General features: G+C 40.4%; 17 protein-coding genes and 4 tRNA genes. 7 read left to right on the top strand and 14 right to left on the bottom strand.

The window, feature by feature from the left end; translation table 11 throughout:
* Position 1: 1 nt before the first annotated feature.
* From rsxA to BWD47_RS13625, 6 genes are all read right to left on the bottom strand, one after another.
* Entirely contained in the window at positions 2 to 583 is a 582-nt protein-coding gene (rsxA, locus tag BWD47_RS13650; protein WP_036969494.1) for an electron transport complex subunit RsxA, read from the bottom strand.
* A 169-nt stretch (positions 584 to 752) separates the two neighbouring features.
* Positions 753 to 2,696 (bottom strand): EAL domain-containing protein, encoded by a 1,944-nt coding sequence (locus BWD47_RS13645; RefSeq protein WP_036969491.1) that lies wholly within the window; start codon positions 2,694 to 2,696, stop codon positions 753 to 755.
* A 184-nt stretch (positions 2,697 to 2,880) separates the two neighbouring features.
* Positions 2,881 to 2,957: transfer RNA gene (locus BWD47_RS13640), tRNA-Asn, on the bottom strand.
* Positions 2,958 to 2,983: 26 nt separating this feature from the next.
* Positions 2,984 to 3,060: transfer RNA gene (locus BWD47_RS13635), tRNA-Asn, on the bottom strand.
* A 19-nt stretch (positions 3,061 to 3,079) separates the two neighbouring features.
* A tRNA-Asn gene (locus BWD47_RS13630) sits at positions 3,080 to 3,156 on the bottom strand.
* 21 nt (positions 3,157 to 3,177) lie between these two features.
* Positions 3,178 to 3,254, bottom strand: a tRNA-Asn gene (locus BWD47_RS13625).
* Between the two features lie 1,054 nt (positions 3,255 to 4,308).
* On the opposite strand from BWD47_RS13625, the gene BWD47_RS13620 reads away from it, so the two are divergent.
* The 4 genes from BWD47_RS13620 to BWD47_RS13605 are packed head-to-tail and all read left to right on the top strand — an operon-like array spanning position 4,309 to position 9,273.
* On the top strand, positions 4,309 to 5,688 hold the full coding sequence (locus BWD47_RS13620; RefSeq protein WP_075594142.1) for an MATE family efflux transporter: 1,380 nt from the start codon (positions 4,309 to 4,311) through the stop codon (positions 5,686 to 5,688).
* Positions 5,685 to 7,679: an excinuclease ABC subunit UvrB gene (uvrB, locus tag BWD47_RS13615; RefSeq protein WP_075594141.1), complete on the top strand. Its 1,995-nt coding sequence runs from the start codon at positions 5,685 to 5,687 to the stop codon at positions 7,677 to 7,679. Before BWD47_RS13620 ends, uvrB begins: the two co-directional genes overlap by 4 nt.
* A gap of 5 nt (positions 7,680 to 7,684) precedes the next feature.
* On the top strand, positions 7,685 to 8,614 hold the full coding sequence (locus BWD47_RS13610; protein WP_075594140.1) for a class I SAM-dependent methyltransferase: 930 nt from the start codon (positions 7,685 to 7,687) through the stop codon (positions 8,612 to 8,614).
* The gene (locus BWD47_RS13605) at positions 8,614 to 9,273 is read left to right on the top strand and encodes a tRNA (adenine(22)-N(1))-methyltransferase TrmK (protein ID WP_075594139.1); all 660 of its coding nucleotides are present in this window, start codon (positions 8,614 to 8,616) and stop codon (positions 9,271 to 9,273) included. The genes BWD47_RS13610 and BWD47_RS13605 overlap by 1 nt, the downstream gene beginning before the upstream one ends.
* A gap of 5 nt (positions 9,274 to 9,278) precedes the next feature.
* Here the strand turns inward: BWD47_RS13605 and BWD47_RS13600 are convergent, their stop codons facing one another.
* The 8 genes from BWD47_RS13600 to dinG form a co-directional block, all read right to left on the bottom strand.
* The gene (locus tag BWD47_RS13600) at positions 9,279 to 9,521 is read right to left on the bottom strand and encodes a hypothetical protein (protein WP_036969480.1); all 243 of its coding nucleotides are present in this window, start codon (positions 9,519 to 9,521) and stop codon (positions 9,279 to 9,281) included.
* A gap of 73 nt (positions 9,522 to 9,594) precedes the next feature.
* Entirely contained in the window at positions 9,595 to 10,482 is an 888-nt protein-coding gene (locus BWD47_RS13595; RefSeq protein WP_075594138.1) for a DMT family transporter, read from the bottom strand.
* A 107-nt stretch (positions 10,483 to 10,589) separates the two neighbouring features.
* Positions 10,590 to 10,748 carry a YbaM family protein gene (locus BWD47_RS13590; protein ID WP_075594137.1) on the bottom strand — a complete coding sequence of 53 codons (159 nt, stop codon included), beginning with the start codon at positions 10,746 to 10,748 and terminating at the stop codon, positions 10,590 to 10,592.
* The gene (locus BWD47_RS13585; RefSeq protein WP_065978833.1) at positions 10,738 to 11,016 is read right to left on the bottom strand and encodes a late competence development ComFB family protein; all 279 of its coding nucleotides are present in this window, start codon (positions 11,014 to 11,016) and stop codon (positions 10,738 to 10,740) included. Before BWD47_RS13585 ends, BWD47_RS13590 begins: the two co-directional genes overlap by 11 nt.
* A gap of 45 nt (positions 11,017 to 11,061) precedes the next feature.
* Positions 11,062 to 11,955, bottom strand: a complete 894-nt coding sequence (locus tag BWD47_RS13580) for a histone deacetylase (RefSeq protein ID WP_178387091.1) — start codon at positions 11,953 to 11,955, stop codon at positions 11,062 to 11,064.
* Positions 11,952 to 12,560 (bottom strand): primosomal replication protein, encoded by a 609-nt coding sequence (locus BWD47_RS13575; RefSeq protein ID WP_036969469.1) that lies wholly within the window; start codon positions 12,558 to 12,560, stop codon positions 11,952 to 11,954. The genes BWD47_RS13580 and BWD47_RS13575 overlap by 4 nt, the downstream gene beginning before the upstream one ends.
* Positions 12,561 to 13,337, bottom strand: a complete 777-nt coding sequence (locus tag BWD47_RS13570; RefSeq protein WP_036969465.1) for a TSUP family transporter — start codon at positions 13,335 to 13,337, stop codon at positions 12,561 to 12,563.
* Positions 13,337 to 15,412 (bottom strand): ATP-dependent DNA helicase DinG, encoded by a 2,076-nt coding sequence (gene dinG / locus BWD47_RS13565; RefSeq protein ID WP_075594135.1) that lies wholly within the window; start codon positions 15,410 to 15,412, stop codon positions 13,337 to 13,339. Before dinG ends, BWD47_RS13570 begins: the two co-directional genes overlap by 1 nt.
* A 150-nt stretch (positions 15,413 to 15,562) precedes the next feature.
* Between dinG and BWD47_RS13560 the strand changes: the two genes are divergently transcribed.
* The 3 genes from BWD47_RS13560 (at position 15,563) to BWD47_RS13550 (ending at position 21,838) form a co-directional block, all read left to right on the top strand.
* Positions 15,563 to 17,911, top strand: coding sequence for a DNA polymerase II (locus BWD47_RS13560; protein WP_075594134.1), 2,349 nt, complete (start codon positions 15,563 to 15,565; stop codon positions 17,909 to 17,911).
* A 231-nt stretch (positions 17,912 to 18,142) separates the two neighbouring features.
* Positions 18,143 to 20,740 (top strand): TonB-dependent siderophore receptor, encoded by a 2,598-nt coding sequence (locus tag BWD47_RS13555; protein WP_036969455.1) that lies wholly within the window; start codon positions 18,143 to 18,145, stop codon positions 20,738 to 20,740.
* Between the two features lie 180 nt (positions 20,741 to 20,920).
* Positions 20,921 to 21,838 (top strand): class I SAM-dependent methyltransferase, encoded by a 918-nt coding sequence (locus BWD47_RS13550; RefSeq protein ID WP_075594133.1) that lies wholly within the window; start codon positions 20,921 to 20,923, stop codon positions 21,836 to 21,838.
* Positions 21,839 to 21,876 lie beyond the last annotated feature (38 nt).

The following is a 21,876-nucleotide window of genomic DNA, read 5'->3' as shown; positions in this document are numbered from 1 at the left end:
ATTAAAACTTCACTAATCCTGTAAAACCCATAAAGGCCATCGACATCAGGCCTGCGGTGATCATCGCAATCGATGCACCTTTAAATGGTGAAGGAACGTCTGCAACAGCTAAACGTTCGCGTAATGCGGCAAAAAGAATTAACACCATTGAAAAACCAACTGCTGCGCCAAAACCATACACGGCTGATTGTAAGAATGAATGGTCTTCTTTGATATTAAGAAGGGCAACACCTAACACTGCACAGTTTGTTGTGATCAGGGGCAAGAATATACCGAGCAAACGATACAAAGTTGGACTGGTTTTTCTAACAACCATCTCAGTAAATTGCACAACGACAGCAATCACCAAAATAAAGCTCATGGTGCGTAAAAATGCGATATCGAGTGGAATCAAAATATAGTGATTCACCAGATAGCTGGTAACAGAGGCGAGTGTTAGCACAAAGGTTGTCGCTAAAGACATACCAATAGCAGTGTCGAGTTTACCTGATACACCCATAAACGGGCATAAACCTAAAAACTGAACTAAAACGAAGTTGTTGACTAGTACGGTACCAATCAGTAACAAGACATACTCTGTCATGCGTGCCTCACGAGAATAAAAACAACGTCATTATCCTTTTTTCTGGAGGCTGACACAACACATGCGAGGCGATTAGCTTAAATTAACAAAGCTGTTTGTATTTGAAGTGTTAAAGTTACGTTAAAGACCTGATAAACAGTCGGTTTATTAGGTCTTATTGGCGTAGATCTTAGATGTCTTTTGGTTTTTCTATGTAATAGCCCTGCACGCCATCTAAGCAAAGGGTTTCGATAATGTGTTTCTCTTCCTGGCTCTCTACACCTTCGGCAAAAACATTAACCCCAATCCGGTGAGCAAGATCTACCATTAAGCGCATAAAATATTGATTGTTTTTATCATCTTCAAGACCGCGGGTATAGCTTGCATCCATTTTAATAAAGTCAGGCTTCAAGTCTCTGAAGAATTTAAATGAAGTTAAGCCTACACCAAAGCGTTCAACAGTCACACGCGCACCGACACGATGAACCATATCAATAAAACGCTTACTTGCTTTTATATTTTGCTGAAGACCAAATTCGCTGACTTCAAAAATTAATTTAGTGGCAATATTGTTATCTTTTAACAAACGACGTTCTAACCAAATAAGAAACTGATCATTATGCGCACTGGATGCTGTGACATTTATACCAAAAAACTTTTGTGAGAAGTTACGTGTCTTCACTTTTTCAAGGGTGGTGTCGATTATTAATCGATCAATTTCCATTGCCATACCGAGTTTTTCGGCCATCGCTAAAAAAGACGCCGTAGGAAGCATTTGATTTTCGGCTGTTTTAAAGCGCACTTGAATTTCGGCATAGGCTTTGATGCTTTTACCAATTGGCATGATATTTTGCATAACTAAGTGAACACGCTTTGACTCGATCACTTCGTTTATCACTTTGCGCCAGTTTTGATTACCAAAGCCAGCACTCACATTGTTTACTAAATCTGTTTCGCGTTGAACATGCCATGCATTTGCCTGCTTAGATTGTGCCATGCTCATAGCGTTATCAACAATTGACAGTAGTTCACCTAAAGGTTTGCCTTTTTCGTACCCAACTATGCCTGTATTTGCTACTGAACTTAATTCTTGGTTCTGCTGATACTGCGTAAAACGCGATTGTAAGTTATCACCGAATCGTTCAGCTTCTTTTAGGGGGGTATTAGGTAAAATAACAGCAAAGTCTGAACTGTTTACCCGAAATACTTGGCTATTGGTGTAAGTACCACTGATATGTTTAATAATATCGGCAACACCTTTTACGTATTCATCGCCTTTTTGATAACCGCGAGTTTGGTTAATTGCTTGTAGTTCACTACAACGCACCATAGCTAAAGAACCAAAGGTACTTTTATCGGCATTTTCGATGTTTTTCTCGTAGTATTCGACGAACATATTACGATTACCAAGATTTGTAATGACATCTTTATACGCTTCTTGCTTAATGCTCATTGCATTGTTTTCAATATCATCATGCTTGGTTTGTAAAAAGTGCGAAAGACGATTGAAAGTAGGTATTAAATCTTTACTAAGCTTTTTCAAGCGTGTTGTGTCCATTGCTTGTTCAAGATCGCCATTAACCTGATTTTGATTGATATAGATATCGATGATATCTGCAATGGTGGTGCTCACTTTTCGGTTTAAGCGTCTGAACATGCTTTGCATATATATAATAGGCAACAAAGCAATTAAGCCTGAGACTAAAATGACAATAAACATGGACTGTTGTAGCAGGTTTGCCAGATTGTTTGCGTTGATTGTGAATTCAACTTTTATGTCAGAAGCTTGGTTAACAGCAAATTGTGGGCGAATCGAATTAAAGCTCGTATTTACAATATCTGCAAAGAGGGGCAGGGGCTGTGGCGATTCAACCATGGTAACGAGGTTACCTGCTTGATCTCGTATTATAAATTTAGAGAAAGTAGTGCCGTCGGCAAGCGCTTTTTGTATTTTTTCAGGCGCAAGCTCGTCCATCGTTAAACTATTTATGTAAGTATTCACTACGAATTGCGCTTTTTTCTGAGCATCGCTAACTGCGTTGTCAAACCCCAGTGCAATAAAATACCCACCGAGCAATGCAAATAGTAGCCAAGAAATAAGTTGAACAAATATTAGTTTTTTAAAGCCTGCCATGTTTTTTATCTTATAAAAGCCTAAAAGGAAGAATCAATTCCCTGATTGATTGCTTTAAGTACAGTGAATTCTATTTAAATAGCAAAAAAGAAATAACTCAGGATAGATTAGAATATATAAGGCAGAAAGTCTAATAGATTCGCAGAATGTGAAAGATGATAAAAGTCTAATATATTCTGGAAGTTGGCTCCCCCTCCCCGACTCGAACGGGGGACCTGCGGATTAACAGTCCGTCGCTCTAACCAACTGAGCTAAGGGGGAACAATAGAGTAGTGTGCTTTATGATTTGGCTCCCCCTCCCCGACTCGAACGGGGGACCTGCGGATTAACAGTCCGTCGCTCTAACCAACTGAGCTAAGGGGGAACAATCATAATCATAAACTTGGCTCCCCCTCCCCGACTCGAACGGGGGACCTGCGGATTAACAGTCCGTCGCTCTAACCAACTGAGCTAAGGGGGAAACGTTTATGGTCGAAAAACTTGGCTCCCCCTCCCCGACTCGAACGGGGGACCTGCGGATTAACAGTCCGTCGCTCTAACCAACTGAGCTAAGGGGGAAGCGTCATGCCTTTCAACGGGGCGAAATATTAATGACAGCATTGCAAAGTGTCAACATAAAAACTTCATAAATTCAAAAAAGAAGTGTATTCGATGTTTTTATGTTCGATCTGAACAAAATGTAGCTGAAAAACACAGATGTTTTCGCGGTTAAAGTAAAATTTCATGTTGGATCATGTGATTTTTTGCATGCTTTTTGACCACGAGCAATATTATAAATTAGCCAAAAGTATTCGTTGTATAGAATTTTGGCTTATAAGAGAGGAAATTGTCATTTATCTCAGATTTTATTCTCGCTATAAAAATTTAATCTAATCATTTTTATTTGCGCATTAAATTCTTCCATTTTAGAGGTTTCAAATCGGTCTGTCGGTTGAGAAAAAACGTTAAATACGGCATTAATTGATCCTGAATTGTGAATGTAAAGACAGATGGAAGAGTGGTTTAAGTGTTTTTTATCAGTGTGTTAGGCTGTTTTTTAGCCACTTTATTTTGAATTGTCATATTTATTTGCAGGGTGAGTGTGAACAATAATTAGGCATTCTTTAAAAGAATCTAACAAAAGGGTTAAAACAAGACACTTGCGTGATTTTCATAGGTTGCGATAAATACTGAGCTCAAAAGCCTTTATAATTGCGGCTTTCAGAGAGTTATCCACGGTTTCTGTGGATAACTCTGTTTATTAAACTTTAAGAACAGCTATGGCGCTAGAATTTTAGGGCGCTGCAGCAATTTCAAGCATTTAATCATATTTTTTTTACTTATTTAAAATCAATCAGTTAAGTTTTGTATCTGAAGCGACGCTGAATTGATAAGTAATGTTATTCGTGACGATAAAATGACACGGTTTGTTGTGTAAAAAAGCAGCGGTTACTGCCATTTTATTTTAACAATGCTATTAATGATGTTCTTATTTTGTTTTTTAACGATGTTCGTGGTTGTTTTTATGTTAAAGCCTCAAAAGTGACAGTTTTCTTTGTTTAAAATTAACCGTGGCTTGCAAGGCGAGGATGCTTTAAACTTATCAGCTCAGTAAAAGAGGCAAAGTATTCCCATGACCGTGACGTCGCAGAGCAAATCTAAACCTGATCTTTTAAACTCTCCAATCCTGCCAACGTTGAAAAAAATGACTATCCCTATGATCTTCGGGATGATCACCTTAATGATGTTTAACCTAGTTGATACTTTCTTTATTAGTCTACTTGGTACAGAACCCCTTGCAGCAGTGAGCTTTACTTTTCCTGTAACCTTTACGGTTATTAGTCTTGCCATTGGCCTCGGTATTGGCACTTCAGCGGTAATTGCGAAAGCATTAGGGAGTGACAAATTAGATGAAGCTCGGTTTGATGCCAGTATTGCTTTACTCATTTCTGTGGTTTTGGTGTTTTGCTTGTCTGTTGTTGGGTATGTATTTATTACCCCTATTTTTGAATTGTTGGGAGCTGGGCAGCAAGTACTTCCGCTAATACACGACTATATGAGTGTGTGGTTTTTAGGCAGTGTATTTTTGATTACCCCGATGGTTGGTAATTCTGTTTTGCGCGCAAGTGGCGATACAAAAACGCCGAGTTTAGTAATGGGGGGAGCGGGTCTCATTAATGCCGTGTTAGATCCGATTTTAATTTTTGGTTTGGGCCCAATACCGGCATTGGGTATTCAAGGCGCTGCCATTGCCAGTGTAATTGCATGGTCTTTCGCGGTGGTGATTATTCTTTATATACTGGCAATTAAAAATGGTTTGTTGAGCTTGTACGCTGGCCAACAAACGATTATTGGGGCAATAAGAAAAATTTTAAAAATAGGTTTACCTGCAGCAGGGGCGAACATGTTGACACCCATTGCAATGGCTGTGATGACGGCGTTAGTGGCTAAGCATGGCCCTGAAGCCGTCGCTGCATTTGGTGTGGGTAGCCGAATTGAGTCAATAGCCAGTTTAGTGGTTTTAGCATTGTCGATGACATTGCCACCGTTTGTTAGTCAAAACTTCGGAGCCGGAAAGTTAGGCCGTGTAAAAGAAGCGTATATTACTACGTTGAAGTTTGTGATGATTTGGCAATTCGGCATTTATTTACTGTTGCTTTTGACCTCTAGTTTTATTGCGCATGTCTTTGGTAAAGAGCAGGCGGTTATTGATGTCATTAAACTTTTCATTTATATCTTGCCATTAAGTTACGGTTTGCAAGGTGTGATAATTCTCTCTAACTCTTCATTTAATGCTTTACATAAGCCAATGAATGCGCTGATTTTAAGTATCATTCGTTTATTTGTCTTTTATGTGCCAATTGCTTATGTCGGGAGTGAAATTGCAGGGTTAACAGGCTTGTTTATAGGCGCAGCTGTGGGTAATTTGTTTACGGCTTTTGTGGCTTATAAGTGGTTTATAAAAGAAGTAAATGCATTAAGCACAACGGCGATGAAGGAGTGTCATTTATGAGTGATCATTTTCAACTGGTTTCAAAATTTAAACCAAGTGGTGACCAACCCACGGCCATTGCTCAATTATCTGAGGGCCTTGAAGCAGGGCTTGCTCATCAAACATTGTTAGGTGCTACAGGGACGGGTAAAACCTTTACCATGGCAAATATAATCCATGATCTAAATCGGCCAACGATTATCATGGCGCATAATAAGACGCTTGCAGCCCAGTTATATGGAGAGATGAAAGAGTTTTTCCCTCATAATGCGGTTGAATATTTCGTGTCATATTATGATTACTATCAGCCTGAAGCGTATGTTGTTGCCAGTGACACATTTATAGAAAAAGATGCCTCTATTAACGAGCATATTGAGCAAATGCGCTTAAGTGCAACCAAAGCGTTACTTGAACGCCGTGACACAATTATTGTTGCATCTATTTCGGCTATTTACGGTTTGGGCGATCCTGACTCGTACATGAAGATGATGTTGTTACTTAAAGTAGGCGAAACAGTCGACCAGCGTGATATGCTTCGTCGCTTAGCCGAGTTGCAATATACGCGTAATGACATTGAATTTAGTCGTGGTACGTACCGTGTGCGCGGTGAAGTGGTTGATATTTTCCCTGCTGAGTCAGATACATACGCGGTGCGCGTGGAAATGTTTGATGATGAAATTGAGCGTTTAAGTATCTTTGATCCATTAACAGGGGCTGTTGAAAAGCACATTGTGCGCGCGACTATTTACCCAAAAACACACTATGTGACACCCCGTGAGAAAATTCTTGATGCGATTGAAAATATTAAGGTCGAGTTAAAAGATCGCAGAGCCCAGTTGCTTAGCGCAAATAAACTCGTCGAAGAGCAACGTATTGCACAGCGAACACAATACGATATAGAAATGATGACCGAGCTTGGTTATTGCTCTGGTATTGAGAACTACAGCCGTTATTTATCGGGGCGTACTCCGGGCGATCCGCCGCCTACATTGCTTGACTATTTACCTGATGATGCCTTGATGATTATCGATGAGTCGCATGTGACCGTATCGCAAATTGGTGCAATGTACAAAGGTGACCGTAGTCGAAAAGAGAACTTAGTTGAATATGGATTTCGTCTTCCTTCTGCATTGGATAATCGGCCACTTCGATTTGAAGAGTTCGAAGCAATTGCACCGCAAACGATTTATGTATCGGCAACGCCAGGCGAATTTGAGCTAACGCGCTCAGCAGGTGAAGTGGCTGAACAAGTTATTCGTCCTACAGGCTTAGTAGACCCTGAAATTGAAGTGCGCCCTGTGGGTACTCAGGTTGATGACTTATTGTCTGAAATTTACAAACGAGTTGAGGTAAATGAGCGTGTCTTAGTGACGACCTTAACAAAACGTATGGCAGAAGACTTAACGGATTACTTAAATGATCATGATGTAAAAGTTCGTTATTTGCATTCTGACATCGACACAGTTGAGCGAGTTGAGATTATTCGTGATTTGCGCGCTGGTGTTTTCGATGTGTTAGTGGGTATTAACTTATTACGAGAAGGCCTTGATATGCCAGAGGTTTCACTTGTTGCGATACTCGATGCTGATAAAGAAGGCTTTTTACGTTCGACGCGTTCTTTATTACAAACAATAGGGCGTGCTGCTCGTCATTTAAATGGTAAAGCGATTCTGTACGGTGATCGTATAACGAATTCAATGCGTCAGGCTATTGATGAAACTGATCGTCGTCGTGAAAAACAGCAAGCTCATAACGCAGAACATGGCATTGTACCGCAAGCGTTAGTGAAAAGTATCACGGATATTATGGATGTTGGTGAAGAGGCTGGCCCTAAAGATAACCTTCGATTGGTCCGTAAAGAATCTAAAAAAGTGCTAAGCGCTAAAGAGATTGCCAGTCAAATTAAAGCACTGGAGACTAAAATGCACGCGTACGCAAGTGATCTGGAGTTTGAGAAAGCAGCCTCAGTGCGTGACGAAATACATGAATTACAACAACAGCTAATAAATTAAGTACTATGACAAACGATTTTTCAGCCATTTTAACTGCGTTAGCAGATGCGCCACTTTCGGCTAACGAACTTTGCCGTATTTTTCATGGCCGCGGCCACAGTGTGGCTGAATTAAGCCATATTAATGTTGATTTTTACCCTCCGGCATTATTTTTAGTGTCGTATGAGAGCATCCCTGACGATCAACTAGGTCAACTCACTGAAGTACTTTGGCAATGGGTGCAAAATAATGCCCCAGAATTAATTACTGCGTTGGTGTATCAACAGCGTAGCGGTATAAATACGATTAATAGCGTGGTACACGGCGAACTTCCTGACGAGCATGTTGTTCAAGAAAATGACATAAAATTTAGAGTCGATTTATTGAGCAGGCAAAATACCGGTATTTTTCCTGATATGCGTCGTGGCCGTGAGTTTGTGCAGGCTCATAGTCAGGGGGCTAAAGTACTGAATTTATTTTCATATACTTGCGGATTCTCCGTTGCGGCAATGCAAGGGGGGGCTGAGCAAGTCATTAATATGGATATGAATAAAGGCGTGCTCAGAACAGGTAAACAAAATCACCAACTTAATGGGTTTACACGGGGTGTTAGTTACTTGCCTCATGATATTTTAAAATCATTTGGTAAGCTTAAAAAGTCAGCACCTTATGAGTTGATTATTGTCGATCCGCCCAGCTTTCAAAAAGGCAGCTTTATTTTGACGAAAGATTATCAAAAAATATTGCGCCGTTTGCCTGAGCTGCTCAACGAAAACACCCTTTTATTGTTGTGTGCCAATAGCCCTGAAATGTCTGAACAAGCATTTAAAGCACTGATTGCAGAGCACACAGAAGGTGCAATTACATTCGTTGAACGTTTAGCGCCTACCGCTGGTTTTATTGAAGTAGACAGCGATAGAAGCTTAAAAGCGCTTGTTTATAAAACCACACAGTAATGGCGTTAAGTAAGCGTTTATCAGCGATCGCGCAAATGGTCCCAAATGAGTATGATGAGATTTGGGACTGCTGCTGCGATCATGGCTTTTTAGGCATGCAGTTACTCAAAGATAATAGAGCCGATCAAATCCACTTTGTAGATATCGTGCCTGAGTTGATGCAGTCACTCCAACAGACACTGGCGCGTTTTTCAACTGAAGAACAACGCGGACATTGGCAGGTACATTGCCAAGATGTGGCCACTATTTCTTTAACACCCCAAAAACGTCATCTCGTGATTATTGCAGGAGTTGGGGGGGATTTAATGTGTCAGTTTATTTCGCAGATTCAGGCTCACAATCATCTTGCTCACATCGATTTTATAGTTTGTCCTGTGCACCATAGCTATAAAGTACGCAGCCACCTACAGTCATTAGATTTTGGTTTAGTCGCCGAGCACCTTATTTCTGAAAATAGACGCTTTTATGAGTTAATGTTCGTGAGCGCATCGGCTAAAACGCCAATAACGCGAGTAGGACAGGGGATGTGGCAATTAACGAATAAGGATCACCAAGCTTACTTAGGGCAACTATGTGCACATTACCAACGCATGCTAAACCAAGATGCTGATTATTATCAGCAAGTGCTTAATGAGTATACTCGCTTAATGCGAACCTAATTGTTTTAAAGCTTGTTAATCTCTTGTTTTACGCTGTAACTTGAGTCTGTGACTATGGCTTCGAGGGTCTGTACGCGTTGTTTTAACTCAAGAAGCTCAGCGGTAACCGCTGCAACTTGTTCATTCGCTTCTTTATTGTCTTTTAGGGTGCGCGATTTAAATTCTAAATGTTTTTTATACATATCGAAGATAACGCCTGAACCAACCGAGATCAGTACAATTAATACCACCATCGTAGTGCCTGACATCATAATTCTCCTTTTATCAGTATCTTTATCCAATAGAGTATAGACTGGATTTTAAAAAGCAAAGGGGATTCTGTTACAAGGTATGTCGTTTAAAAAGCGATTTTATACGAATAAACCCAGTCACAAGCATGGTGCCAGCAATAACACACAGAGCGCCAAGTAACGTATTTGGCCCTATTTCTTCGTTGAGTATCAGGTTGCCCCATATAATGCCAAACAAAGGAATTAAGAAGGTAACGGTGAGCGCAGAGGTTGGACCAATCTCGTCAATTAAACGAAAAAAGAGAATATACGCCACTGCAGTACACACAATACCCAGAGCAATAACACCCGCCATTACGGTTTGACTTGGCATTTCTCTTATTGGCATCACAAAAATCAATGGTAATACGAGCATACTTGCGGCCCACATACTGCCATGCGCATTATCGAAAGCTGACAGTTTGGGGGCGTGTTTGGTGTAATGCGAGGCAATAGCATAACTAAGTGAGGCACACAGGGATGCAATAATTGCTGTTACTGTGGCGGTATTGATAGTTAGGCTGTTTTGTCCAACTAGGATAGCAACCCCAATGAGACCGATTAAGAGTCCCAGTATCATACTTTTACTCGGTGTCGATTTACTCCAAATTATGCCAACAATGGCTCCCCAAATGGGGGTTGTTGAATTTAAAATCGCTAATGTCGAGGCATTAATAGTTTGTGCGGCAAACGCAAATAATAAAAATGGAATCGCAGAATTGAGTGCACCAATAATAAAAAAGTGCTTTTTGTAGGTAAGAAAAGCAAGCTTTTTATTAAAATACACGGCAAAGACACAGAGTGTTAAGGCAGCAAACCCTACGCGTAGTTCAATTAAAACGGCAGGCCCTAAACTTGAGGCCGCCATACGCATAAACAAGAATGATGCGCCCCAAATAGCGGCAAGAAAAAATAAGCGCAGTAAGCTGTGTATTGGCATAATGATGAATCATTCAAAATAATAAAGCACGAGCATATCAGATACTGCCTGATAAACTCGCCTTATTCGGGCTTGTAAGTGTAGAGTAAGCACTGAATAGAAGGCCTCTATTCAGCAGGTTTCACACGTTTTTTTTCGTAATCTGATTTGACTATTTCTAATGCTGCGAGCACATCCTCCGCAGGGACTTCGTTTTGTTCTAAGAGCATAATAAGGTCGACAGCCACTTTAATATAATTAGGAGCGGCTTCTAATTCATTGCCCATTCTGTAATTCCTTTTTCTTTGCAACCTGGCTGATTGCAACATCGATAGCCGTTTGTACTTGTTGTTCCATTAGCATTCGCTCACTGTGCGGTAAATAAAACTCCATATCGACATCGTAGCGAATGTAACGAGCGGGAAGCTGGTTGAGTACTGTGCAGCATAAATCGGCCATCACATCGTCATTGTATACGGAATCTAACTCTCGTTGCGCTATATCTTCGACAACCAGTTTTTCATAATAGTTATGAATATCATCATGCAATTTCATACAGTTTGAATCCAAAGTGATAGTCATTTCAGTGTATACCAAGCTTTAAAATAAATCGACAGCAGCTCTAAAAAGCTGAGTATGAACATTAACTAAGCGATTTATATTTCGTTGATAGCCCCCACCTAAAGCCGAAAAAATAGGAATTTGCTGCGCTTTTGCTTGGCTTAATATGAAGTGATCACGTTGGTATACCCCATCAAGGCTAACAAAAAAATGCCCTAACTCATCGTCGCTAGCGATATCTACGCCGGCGTTATATAAAATGATATCGGGTTGATGAAGTCGAACGGTTAGTTGGAATGCTTGTTTTACTGTTTCAAAGTAGTGTTGGTCAGTGGTGCCATGCTCAAGTGCGATGTCGTAGTGAGAGTGTTGCTTGATGCGCGGAAAATTTTGCTCACAATGAATTGAGCAGCTAATCACTTGTTCGTGATGGCTTACAATTTCTGCGGTGCCATCTCCTTGGTGTACATCACAATCGAAAATCAGAACAGTGTCAGCCAGCCCTTCGTTTATTAAGTGGTTTGCAGCAATCGCTAAATCGTTAAAAATACAAAAACCACTTCCGTGATCACTAAAGGCGTGATGATAACCGCCGCCTAGATTAAAAGCGGCACCGTGCTGCAATGCGAATTCAGCGCCATTTATACTTGCACCGACAGAAAGTAAGGTGCGTTCAACTAACTCGTTTGACCAAGGAAAGCCCATTTTCTTAATGGCTTTTTCCTCAAGTGTCCCATTTAAAAATGCATTAATGTAAGCCGGGTCATGACACAACGCTAATTGTGCTGTTGTGGCTTTATTAGGTGTAATAAACTTATCGTCGCTTATAAAGGTACTTAATTTTTGTTTGAGTAAGCTGTACTTCTGAATAGGGAAGCGATGCCGTGCGGGTAAATTAAGCGCAGAATAACTGGGATGATAGTAAAACATTATCTAAGCTGCTGTTTTTCGACCTGTTGAATTTTGTCTTCGGTGGCAGAAATTGCTTTACGACACCTTCCTAAGCGTGCATGCAATGCCAGTATCTCTTGATTTATTTCTGCTGCTTTTGCTGCGCTGGCTGCGTCTAGTTTGAGTTTTCTTTCTTCGATCATCAGTACTAAACGACGTTCAAACTCATGGTTCTGTTTCAGTTCGTCATACAGTTCATGCGACGATTGCATCATTTTTTGTACGGCTTGTTTGTATACCTGAGGTTTGGTTTTAGGCTTAAAACTGTATTTATTTTCTTTTGCCCAAACAGGAGTAGACTTTATTACATTGAAGACGGCTTGTACCTGCTGAGTTATCCGTTCTAAGGCATATTGATACGCATGGCGATGCTCTGCCGGGGGTAAACTTTTTAACTCGTCTTCAATTTCACTCACGTAGTCAGCAAGCTTCATACTTTTTGTTGTAAACACCCCTCTATCAAATAAACTTGGTTGCGCTTGCATGTAGCGGTTTTTAGCAAATAAATTGCTCTGATCGAATTGTGTGGCTTGATGTTTAAGCCGAGCAATTTGTTCACATAGTTTATCAAAAGCAGGGGAATGCATTTATAAGTAAGCCTCATAAATTAGCTTTAATGCCAAAATAATGACTACGGTATTAAAGACAGGGCGTATCATTTTACCACCAAATTTAATCGCAGAATGCGCACCTAGCCATGCGCCTAGCATTAAAAATAAGCCCATCGTGATGCCTAATAAAAAATTAACATGGCCTAATGCGACAAAGGTAATCAATGAAATAAAGTTTGAGACAAAGTTCATTGACCGAGCAAGGCCGCAGTTAAGCAATAAGCTCATTTTATATAATAGACTATTTGAAGCCGTCCAAAACGTGCCGGTACCGGGGCCTGCAAGACCATCAAAAAAGCCAAGTCCTAACCCTTGTAACCATTGTTTAATCTTTGTTTTAGTATCAAGTGTTGGTAATTCATTATGCTCTGTTGTGCTTAGGCTGCCAAATAAGCTGTAACAGGCAACCAAAATGATTACCACAGGGAGCAATTTATTTAAAAAATCGATACTTAAATAATCAACAACCAACGTACCAATTAATGCCCCTATTGCTGTTGCTATTATGGATGCAGCCCAAAAACGAGGGCTAAATAACTTCTTACGAAAGTAGGTGACACTGGCTGTTAATGAGCCAAAACTGGCTGCCAATTTATTGGTGCCAAGCGTAAGATGGGGAGGAAGTCCGGCTGTCAGTAACGCGGGGACGGTAAGCATACCTCCACCGCCAGCAATGGCATCAATAAATCCAGCGGCCAGCGCGACAGCGCAAAGTAATGCCCATGTGGTTGGTTCTAAAGCTAGTTCAAACATTAATAATCAATTTGTCTTTTAAAAGGTGGCAAGGTATCGAGCATGGCTTTGCCATATCGCTTGGTCACTAAACGGCGATCAAGAATGGTAATGCGACCTTGATCGTTTTCTTTGCGAAGCAGTCTACCACAGCTTTGAACTAATTTCTTTGCTGCATCAGGAACTGTGATTGATAAAAATGGATTGCCCCCTTTACTTTGCACAAACTCGGCCTGTGCTTCTTCTATCGGTGAAGTTGGCACCGCAAAAGGAATTTTAGTAATGACGAGGTTTTCTAGGTATTTACCCGGTAAATCGAGCCCTTCTGATAAGCTTTGTGTACCAAATAAATAACTTGGCCTCCCTAAATCGACATTAGCTTTGTGTTTTTTGAGTAAGGCCTCGCGCGACATTTCACCTTGAACTAAGACATCTATCCCTTTCGTTCTAAGTGCTTTGACCACATGGTCCATTTGCCAATATGAGGCAAAAAGCACTAAATTTGCTTTTTTATCATCAAGGTAACTTGGTAACTTTTCGGCTAAATGATCACTAAATGCTTTGTCTGTCGGTTCTATAAGTGTGTTCGGAATATGTAATGTAGCTTGTTTGGGGTAATCAAAAGGTGACGGCACTTTGATATACTTAACACCCTCTTCTTTGGCAAGGCCACACTCGTAAGCAAAGTGGTCAAATGACCCTAGTGCGGTTAAAGTTGCAGAGCAAAGTACGGCTCCCGCGCATTGATTCCAAAGTTTATCTTTTAAGTAATAACCAACTTCAATTGGGCAATCACTGAGTAAATGATCATGATGATTTTTATATTCTAAACGTTTAATCCAGCGTGCATGGGGAATACCTTCGCCCTTTGTGGCATAACTAAACCATAATTTATTTAATAATTCCAAACGATTTATGTAGTGACCACTTTCCCCTAAAATAGGGTCGGCAACATAGGGTTTTATATCGCCATCACTCACATCTTGTACGAGCGTGTCATGCATTTTATTCAAGGCACGCAGAGCATCAAGCGTTGCGTCGCTAATGTCTTTTGCTTTGGCATGTAACGAGGCTGGGATTTCACCGTGCTCAAAGCGATAGGTATCATCACTGTTGTAATTAAAGTTGGCATTGTCGAGTATGTCGCGCACCACTTTTAAGTTTTTAGCCGCATCATTAATACTGTCGCTCAGTTTAAAATTTTGCCCAATGGCCTTTTGGCCTACCAAAACGTTGGCCATTTTGCCTGCAAATTTTACCAGTTTATCAAGCCACTCTATCGTGCCTTTGATGGTCGCTGCGGCAGATGAAAAGTCGCGAGTGATATGGGCTAAGTGATGCGCCTCATCAATAACATAAATGGTGTTATCGGGTTCAGGCAGTATTTTTCCGCCGCCTAAATCAAGATCGGCAAGCAATAATGAGTGGTTGATAACAAGCACATCCATCTGCATTAACCGCTGGCGCGCCATATGAAATGGACATAATTGATGAGCACGCATTTGTCGTTGGCATGAGTGCTTATCGCAAGCAATAAGGCCCCATACTTTATCGGGAATTGTGTCGGCCCAGCTATCGCGATCGCCTTGCCATTGTTTTTTTGAATACGCATCGTACAGCTGTTTTAAACACTTTGTTTCCATATCACTTAATGGAGAAGAAAGTGTGGGCATGAACTCCATTTGGGTTTGGCTATCGCCATTGACCGCGTTGCTGAGCTTTTGTGCACAAATATATCGTTGTCGACCTTTAACAAGATCAAACTTGATATCGAGGCCTGAATGCTCTTTGAAAAAAGGCAGCTCTTTGTTAATTAGCTGTTCTTGCAGGGCAACGGTCGCCGTTGAAATAACCAGTTTTTTCTTTTTTGCCATAGCGAGTGGCAGCGCACCTAAACAATACGCTAACGATTTACCCGTGCCTGTGCCGGCTTCTATAACACAGATACGTTGGCTTTTATGGTATTCACCCGCCAGTGTTTTGGCTATTTCAGCAACTAAGTAGTTTTGACTACTTCGTGGGCGGTAATCAGTGAGATTATCAGCTACATGCTTATGAATTTGCCGAATAGTTTTTTTTAATGAGTCAGAAAGCATGCCCAGATAACCTAAAGTATGTATATAATTACAGTAATTAATTTTAGAGAGTTAACTGAGTAACTACAAGCGACTTGTTAGTAAATTTGTTGATTAGCATTTGTTTTATGCATTTCGCATTTTCATATTTGGGTTTAAAGGGTCATATAGATGCAATTAACTTCTGGCTTTATTCTTTCAACACAATGCTTTGATAGTACGCATGGCGTATCCATTGTGGTGTGGATTTTGTCTGAGCAAGGACCTGTCAAGCTGATTAGCCCACCGCAAAAAGTGCTCTTTTTCATTAATGAAAAAGATGTTGCTGCGGCAACTCGAATCTTGGCACAGCACAATGTGGCATGTGAATTTAAGCCAGTGCAATTAAAAAGCTTCCAGCAGCAGGCTGTTGTGTCGTGCTATTTTTCTTCACTTAAGCATTATTACCGCGCTGCAAAACAGCTAAAAGCCCATTTCATCAAAGTTTACGAAGACGATATTAGACCGGTTGACCGGTTTTTAATGGAGCGTTTTATCAAAGGTTCGGTGTGGGCCAAAGGGCGGTTAATTAAAGGTCAGCCTTACCCCGTATTAGCAGACGTTCAGTTTAAACAAAATACCGAGTTCACACCCACTTTCACTACTGTATCGTTAGATATCGAATGTGATGGAGAAGGGGTGCTGTTTTCAGTAGGACTAGTCGGGAAGAGCATAGATGCTGTTCTTATGATCGGTAAAGCTGAGGACACCGCTGATCTTAACTTCAATGTTATATGGTGTGAGGATGAAATCGACTTATTGTATAAGCTCTGTGAGTGTGTGCAAGTCATTGACCCTGACGTTATTATTGGCTGGAACGTTATTGAGTTTGATTTTACAGTACTTCATGCTCGTTCTGAAGCATTAGGTGTAGGGCTGTCTCTGGGTCGTAACAATGAAAAAATGACCCTCAGAACTGGTAATTTTACACGTTTAACGATCCCAGGCAGGGTTGTTATTGATGGTATTGATACACTTAAAAATGCAACGTATCACTACGATAGCTTTAGCCTCGCGAATGTGGCGAGTATTGAGTTAGGTGAAGAAAAACTAATTTCTTCAGATAACCGCTTAGCAGAAATCGTTCGTCAATTTAATGAAGATAAGCTCGCACTTGCTTGCTATAACCGCCAAGACTGTATTTTAGTACAACGCATTTTCGAAAAGCTTAAGTTACTCGATTTTGCCGTTGTTCGAAGTCAACTAACCGGCTTAGAGCTTGAAAGAATGGGTGGATCCGTTGCGGCCTTTACTAACCTTTATCTTCCTTTATTGCATCGCAGTGGTTATGTAGCTCCAAACTCAGGCGATCATGGTCTTAGCTTTGATAGTCCAGGTGGTTATGTCATGTCCTCGGAGCCTGGTTTATATAAAAATATATTAGTACTTGATTACAAAAGCTTATATCCATCAATAATGCGCACTTTTTGTATAGATCCACTTGGTATGGTGGAGGGGCTAAAACACCCTAATCACGCAATTGAAGGTTTTAATCAAGCCCTTTTCTCAAGAACAGAGCACCACCTACCTGAGCTTATTCGTGAACTTGCCGCAACGAGGCAACTTGCTAAAGACAATGAACAGCCGATGCTTTCTCAGGCTATAAAGATCATCATGAATAGTTTATATGGCGTTTTAGGCTCGAAAGGCTGTCGTTTTTACGATCCTCGTCTTTCAAGTTCAATTACATTACGTGGTCATGAAATTATGCAAACTACTAAAAAGTGGCTAGAAGAGTGGGGGTATAAGGTAATTTATGGTGATACTGACTCCACGTTTGTGAAACTTGATGATGAATTAAATTCTCAGAGCTGTAACGAAATTGGTACAAAGCTGGCAAGAAATATAAACAAACGCTGGGAAAGTGTATTACAGGAAACATACAAATTAGAAAATTTCTTAGAAATTGAGTTTGAAACTCACTACAGCCCATTTTTTATGCCGACAATTAGGGGCAAAACCACCGGTTCAAAGAAACGCTATGTAGGTAGAGTAGAAAAACATGGCAAAACAGCACTTGTGTTTAAAGGAATGGAAACAGTGCGAAGTGATTGGACAGAGCTTGCTCAGAGGTTTCAGGTCGCACTCTTTGAAATTTTATTTAGCGAACAATACAACCAAGAGCTGATCAGGCAGCTATTTGATAACTATGTGGAAAAGCTTTACGCAGGCGAGTATGACTCGCTACTGGTTTATCGAAAACGTCTAGGTCAACACCTAACAGACTATCAAAAAAATATCCCTCCTCATGTCAAAGCTGCGAAGCAATATTTAGCACATAACCCCAATGCTCAAATACAACGAGGTCAAGTAATTGAATACGTATATACGCTGAAAGGCGCTGAGTATTATACCGGAAATCACAAGTTCGATTATGGTGTTTATGTTAATAAACAGCTGTTGCCACTGGTTAACATGATTATTGAGGTTTCAGGGACTAATTCAAAGGGGCTATATTCTAGTCAAATTCAGCTGTTCTGATTGTTTTTTGCCCAAGTGTTGTAAATTTCACAGCTTTATTAATGTTAAAATAGTGCTTTTTTTGAGCGTTTAATTAATTTTTGTATCAATTTATTAATTTTTTATAAACAAAACTCTGGATATTTTGTTTAATTTGTTTATTATTTGTTGGTCGCGACGCATGTCCGATAACAAATAATAAACAAGCTTATGCAAAATATAGCCACAGTATAGTGGTCCAGGGAGAATCAAATGTTAAATAATAAAGTTTCAAAAGCTGTTCGCTTAGCGATCGCTTTTGGTGCAGCTTCAGCTGCTTCTTTTTCTGTTAGCACTATGGCAGCAGAAGATGAAGAAAGTGCTGAAAAGGTTGAGCGAATTGAAGTAACTGGTTCACGCATTAAGCGTGTTGATATGGCTACTGATTTACCAATCACAGTAATTGACCGTGAAGCAATTGAGCTTAGTGGTGAATCTTCAGTTGCTGATCTACTTCGTAACACAACTTTCAACAGTCTGGGTTCGTTTCGTCCACAGTCTGGTAGCTCTGCGCAAGGTGCTACTACTGTAAGTTTACGTGGTCTAGGCTCTGACCGTACATTAGTTCTAGTTGACGGTCGTCGTTTACCTAAGTCAACACTTACTGGTTCTAGCCAAGATTTAAACTTCATCCCAATGGCAGCTGTTGAGCGTGTTGAAATTCTTTCAGATGGTGCATCAGCATTGTACGGTTCAGATGCAATTGGTGGTGTAATCAACGTAATCACTCGTAAAGATTACAACGGCGCAGAAGTTACATTAGGTTCTGGTCGTATTGAGCATGAAGGTGGCGATCGTGAAAATGGTTCTGTAGTTTTCGGTGCTTCTTCTGATAATGCATCAGTGCTTGCAGGTGCTTCATGGAATGGTCGTGATATTGTTTACGCTCGTGACTTCCCTTGGTATTCACCAGGTGGTTCAGTGTACTCAAACAACTTCACAACAATGGCACAAGATGATGAGGGTAATTACATCCCAGGTGCAAGTAACTTTGATTTCTTCTCGCCAGAAGCTACTTGTGAAGGTGTTGGTAACGAAAACTTCTACCGAATTGGTGCGCGTTGTGGTTTTAACTTCGCAGCTGTATCTGCTGATGAAGCGTCAATTAAAAACCGTTCAGCTTTCGTAAAAGCACGTTTTGACATCAATGATGACTGGAGCATTTTCTCTAACATCAATATCGCACAAACTAAGTCATTTGGTCGTTACGCACCAGGTCTAGATGAGACTGCATATGGCCCAGACCAAATTGATGCGGATAGCCCAAATAACCCAACTAACCCTGATAGCCCTATTTACGATCCTTCGTTAGAGCTTGAGCAACAGCCACTCGATTTTTGGCACCGTTTTGCTGCTCTAGGTAATCGTGATAACAACCTTTCTACAGAGTTGAAAGATATCACATTCGGTACTAATGGTATGATTGGTAGTGTTTCAGTTGAAGCTGGCGCACGTAAAACAATCAACGAAAGCCACAACGTAGGTAGTGGTTACATTCTTCGTAGTATCGCTCGTCAGTATATCAATGACGGTACTTACATGTTAAACGACCCGTTTGGTGCTTCAGCAGAAGTACGTAACGCGATGACTGTAACGACGTCTCGTACTGGTAAATTTAACCAAGAAGAAGTCTTTGCGAATGCGGCATTTGACATCATGGAAACTGATGCTGGTGCTATCCAAGGTTTCGTAGGTTTTGAATACCGTACAGAAGATTATGCTGATAACTACGATTCACTTTCTGAAGCGGGTCAAGTAGGTGGTTCATCAGGTAGCTCTGCAGGTGGTTCACGTTCTGTTCGAGGTCTATTCTTCGAAGCGCTAGTACCAGTAACTGAGCAATTTGAACTAAACTTCGCTGGTCGTTACGATGATTATTCTGACTATGGTTCAGATTTCTCACCAAAAGTATCTGCTCGTTATAACCCAATTGATGCGTTAGTACTTCGTGCTTCTTGGGGTAAAGGTTTCCGTGCACCGTCATTACCAGACCTTACACAACAGCCAGCAGAGTCTGCTGACTCAGTAAGCGATGATTTAACATGTGCGGCAATCGGTGAGGCAGCTGGTTGTTCATCACAAATTAATGCAACTGTTATCTCTAACCCTGATCTACAATCTGAGCAATCAGAGCAAATGTCATTAGGTATCGTATATCAAGCGACTGATAACATCGATTTTGAGCTAGACTACTATGATATCGAGATTACTAACCGTATCCGTGCGTTTGGTTCTCAATACATTATTGATGCAACATTACGTGGTGACTCACTTCCGCCAGCATTTACAGTAACTCGTGCACCAAATGGCGGTATTACTAATGTAGTTCGTGGTTTCGGTAACGATGGTACACTTGAAACTTCTGGTTTAGACTTTAAAGCACGTTCAAGCTTTGATTTCGGTGATGCAGGTCGTTTAACAACTAACTTAAACATCTCTCACATCCTTGATTACAGCACGGACGGTGGTCGTAACTTCGTTAAAGACCCTGGTGTACCACAACAACGTCTAACATTATCAAATGTTTATTCAGTTGCTGATTTTGATGTAACTTGGAACTTAAACCTTATTGATAGCCAATGTGAAGACATCGATGCAGATGGTAAGTGTATTGGTCATATTCCTACGTGGGTAACTCATGACCTTCAAGTAGCGTATAACACGCCTTGGAACTCTAAGATCAGCTTCGGTGCTCAAAATGCATTTGGTAAAGAGCCACCTCTATTTGCTTATGATGGTCGTGACTACAACTTCAACCTATACTCAGGTTTCGGTCGTATCATGTACTTCAACTTTAAACAATCATTCTAATATTGTTTAAGTTTAACTAGAAAAGAGCGACATTATTATATGTCGCTCTTTTATTTTATAACCTCTTTCGCCCCTCTTTATTAATACGAATACACAGTAGAGACTTTAATTATAGAATCTAGTTTTTTGATTCTTTATAATATGAGCTGGAGTGTGTGCGTATCAAATTCGGACTTTATTATGCATTGGGAACAATATTGGAATTCAACAGATGGTTTTTCAAGTTTTGCAGAACTTAAAAATGAGTTTGGTTACCCTAAAGAAATACTGCATTTTTGGCAGAAAACTCTTAGTGAAATAAGCAGTGAAAATCTAAAGGTACTTGATTTAGCAACCGGTAAGGGGGCACTTGCTATTTGGCTAAAAGCTGCGGCAAATTCACAGAATAAGTTGGTTGATATTTATGCTTGTGATGCGGCTGACATAGACGTAAGTTCGATAAAGTCAAATGATGTGAAATTAGAAAAAATCATTAAAGATATAAATTTTTCATTTGCGACTAACCTTGAACAGTTGCCTTATGAAGATGATTGTTTTGATCTGTTAGTTAGTCAATTTGGCTTCGAATATTCGTCGTGGGAATCATCCCTCAAAGAAGTGACCCGGGTTTTAAAACCAGGTGGCCAAGCGGTGTTTATGATGCACAGTGCATCATCACAAATTGCACTAAACTCGGCAGCAGGACTGTCAGTGTTTAAATCTTTGGTTGAGTTGGAACTGTTTGAAAAACTAAAAACATTGGTTGATCTCAAGCTTACAAATCAGCAGCTTGAGTTTACTAACAAAAATAAACAACTCATTAAATCACTAAATGAGTTTTCACTGGACAATAATTCATTACAGTGGTTTCAAGATGTTGTAAGTAATGTTGCAAAAATAATGCAAAACATTAATTCAGAGTCGCATACTGCAATTGATAAATTACAGACTAATGTTGAATTTCAAATTAAACGGCTTGAAGAGCAAACACGTGTGTCAATGACTGAAAACTCTATTCGCAGCGCATTCGATGAAGCGAGTCTAGAATTAAAGATTAAAAGTATTAACTCAATGTCAGTTGATGAAGAACACTTTGCATGGACCGTTGTTATCGAGTAAAGAGGCAAGGGCCCCTTGTTTCGTTAAAACGAATCTCC

The sequence above is a fragment of the Pseudoalteromonas sp. PAB 2.2 genome, assembly GCF_001938575.1.
Taxonomy (GTDB): domain Bacteria; phylum Pseudomonadota; class Gammaproteobacteria; order Enterobacterales; family Alteromonadaceae; genus Pseudoalteromonas; species Pseudoalteromonas lipolytica.
Note: the sequence above shows the minus strand (reverse complement) of the source record. Positions and strands in the feature narration are given on the sequence as shown.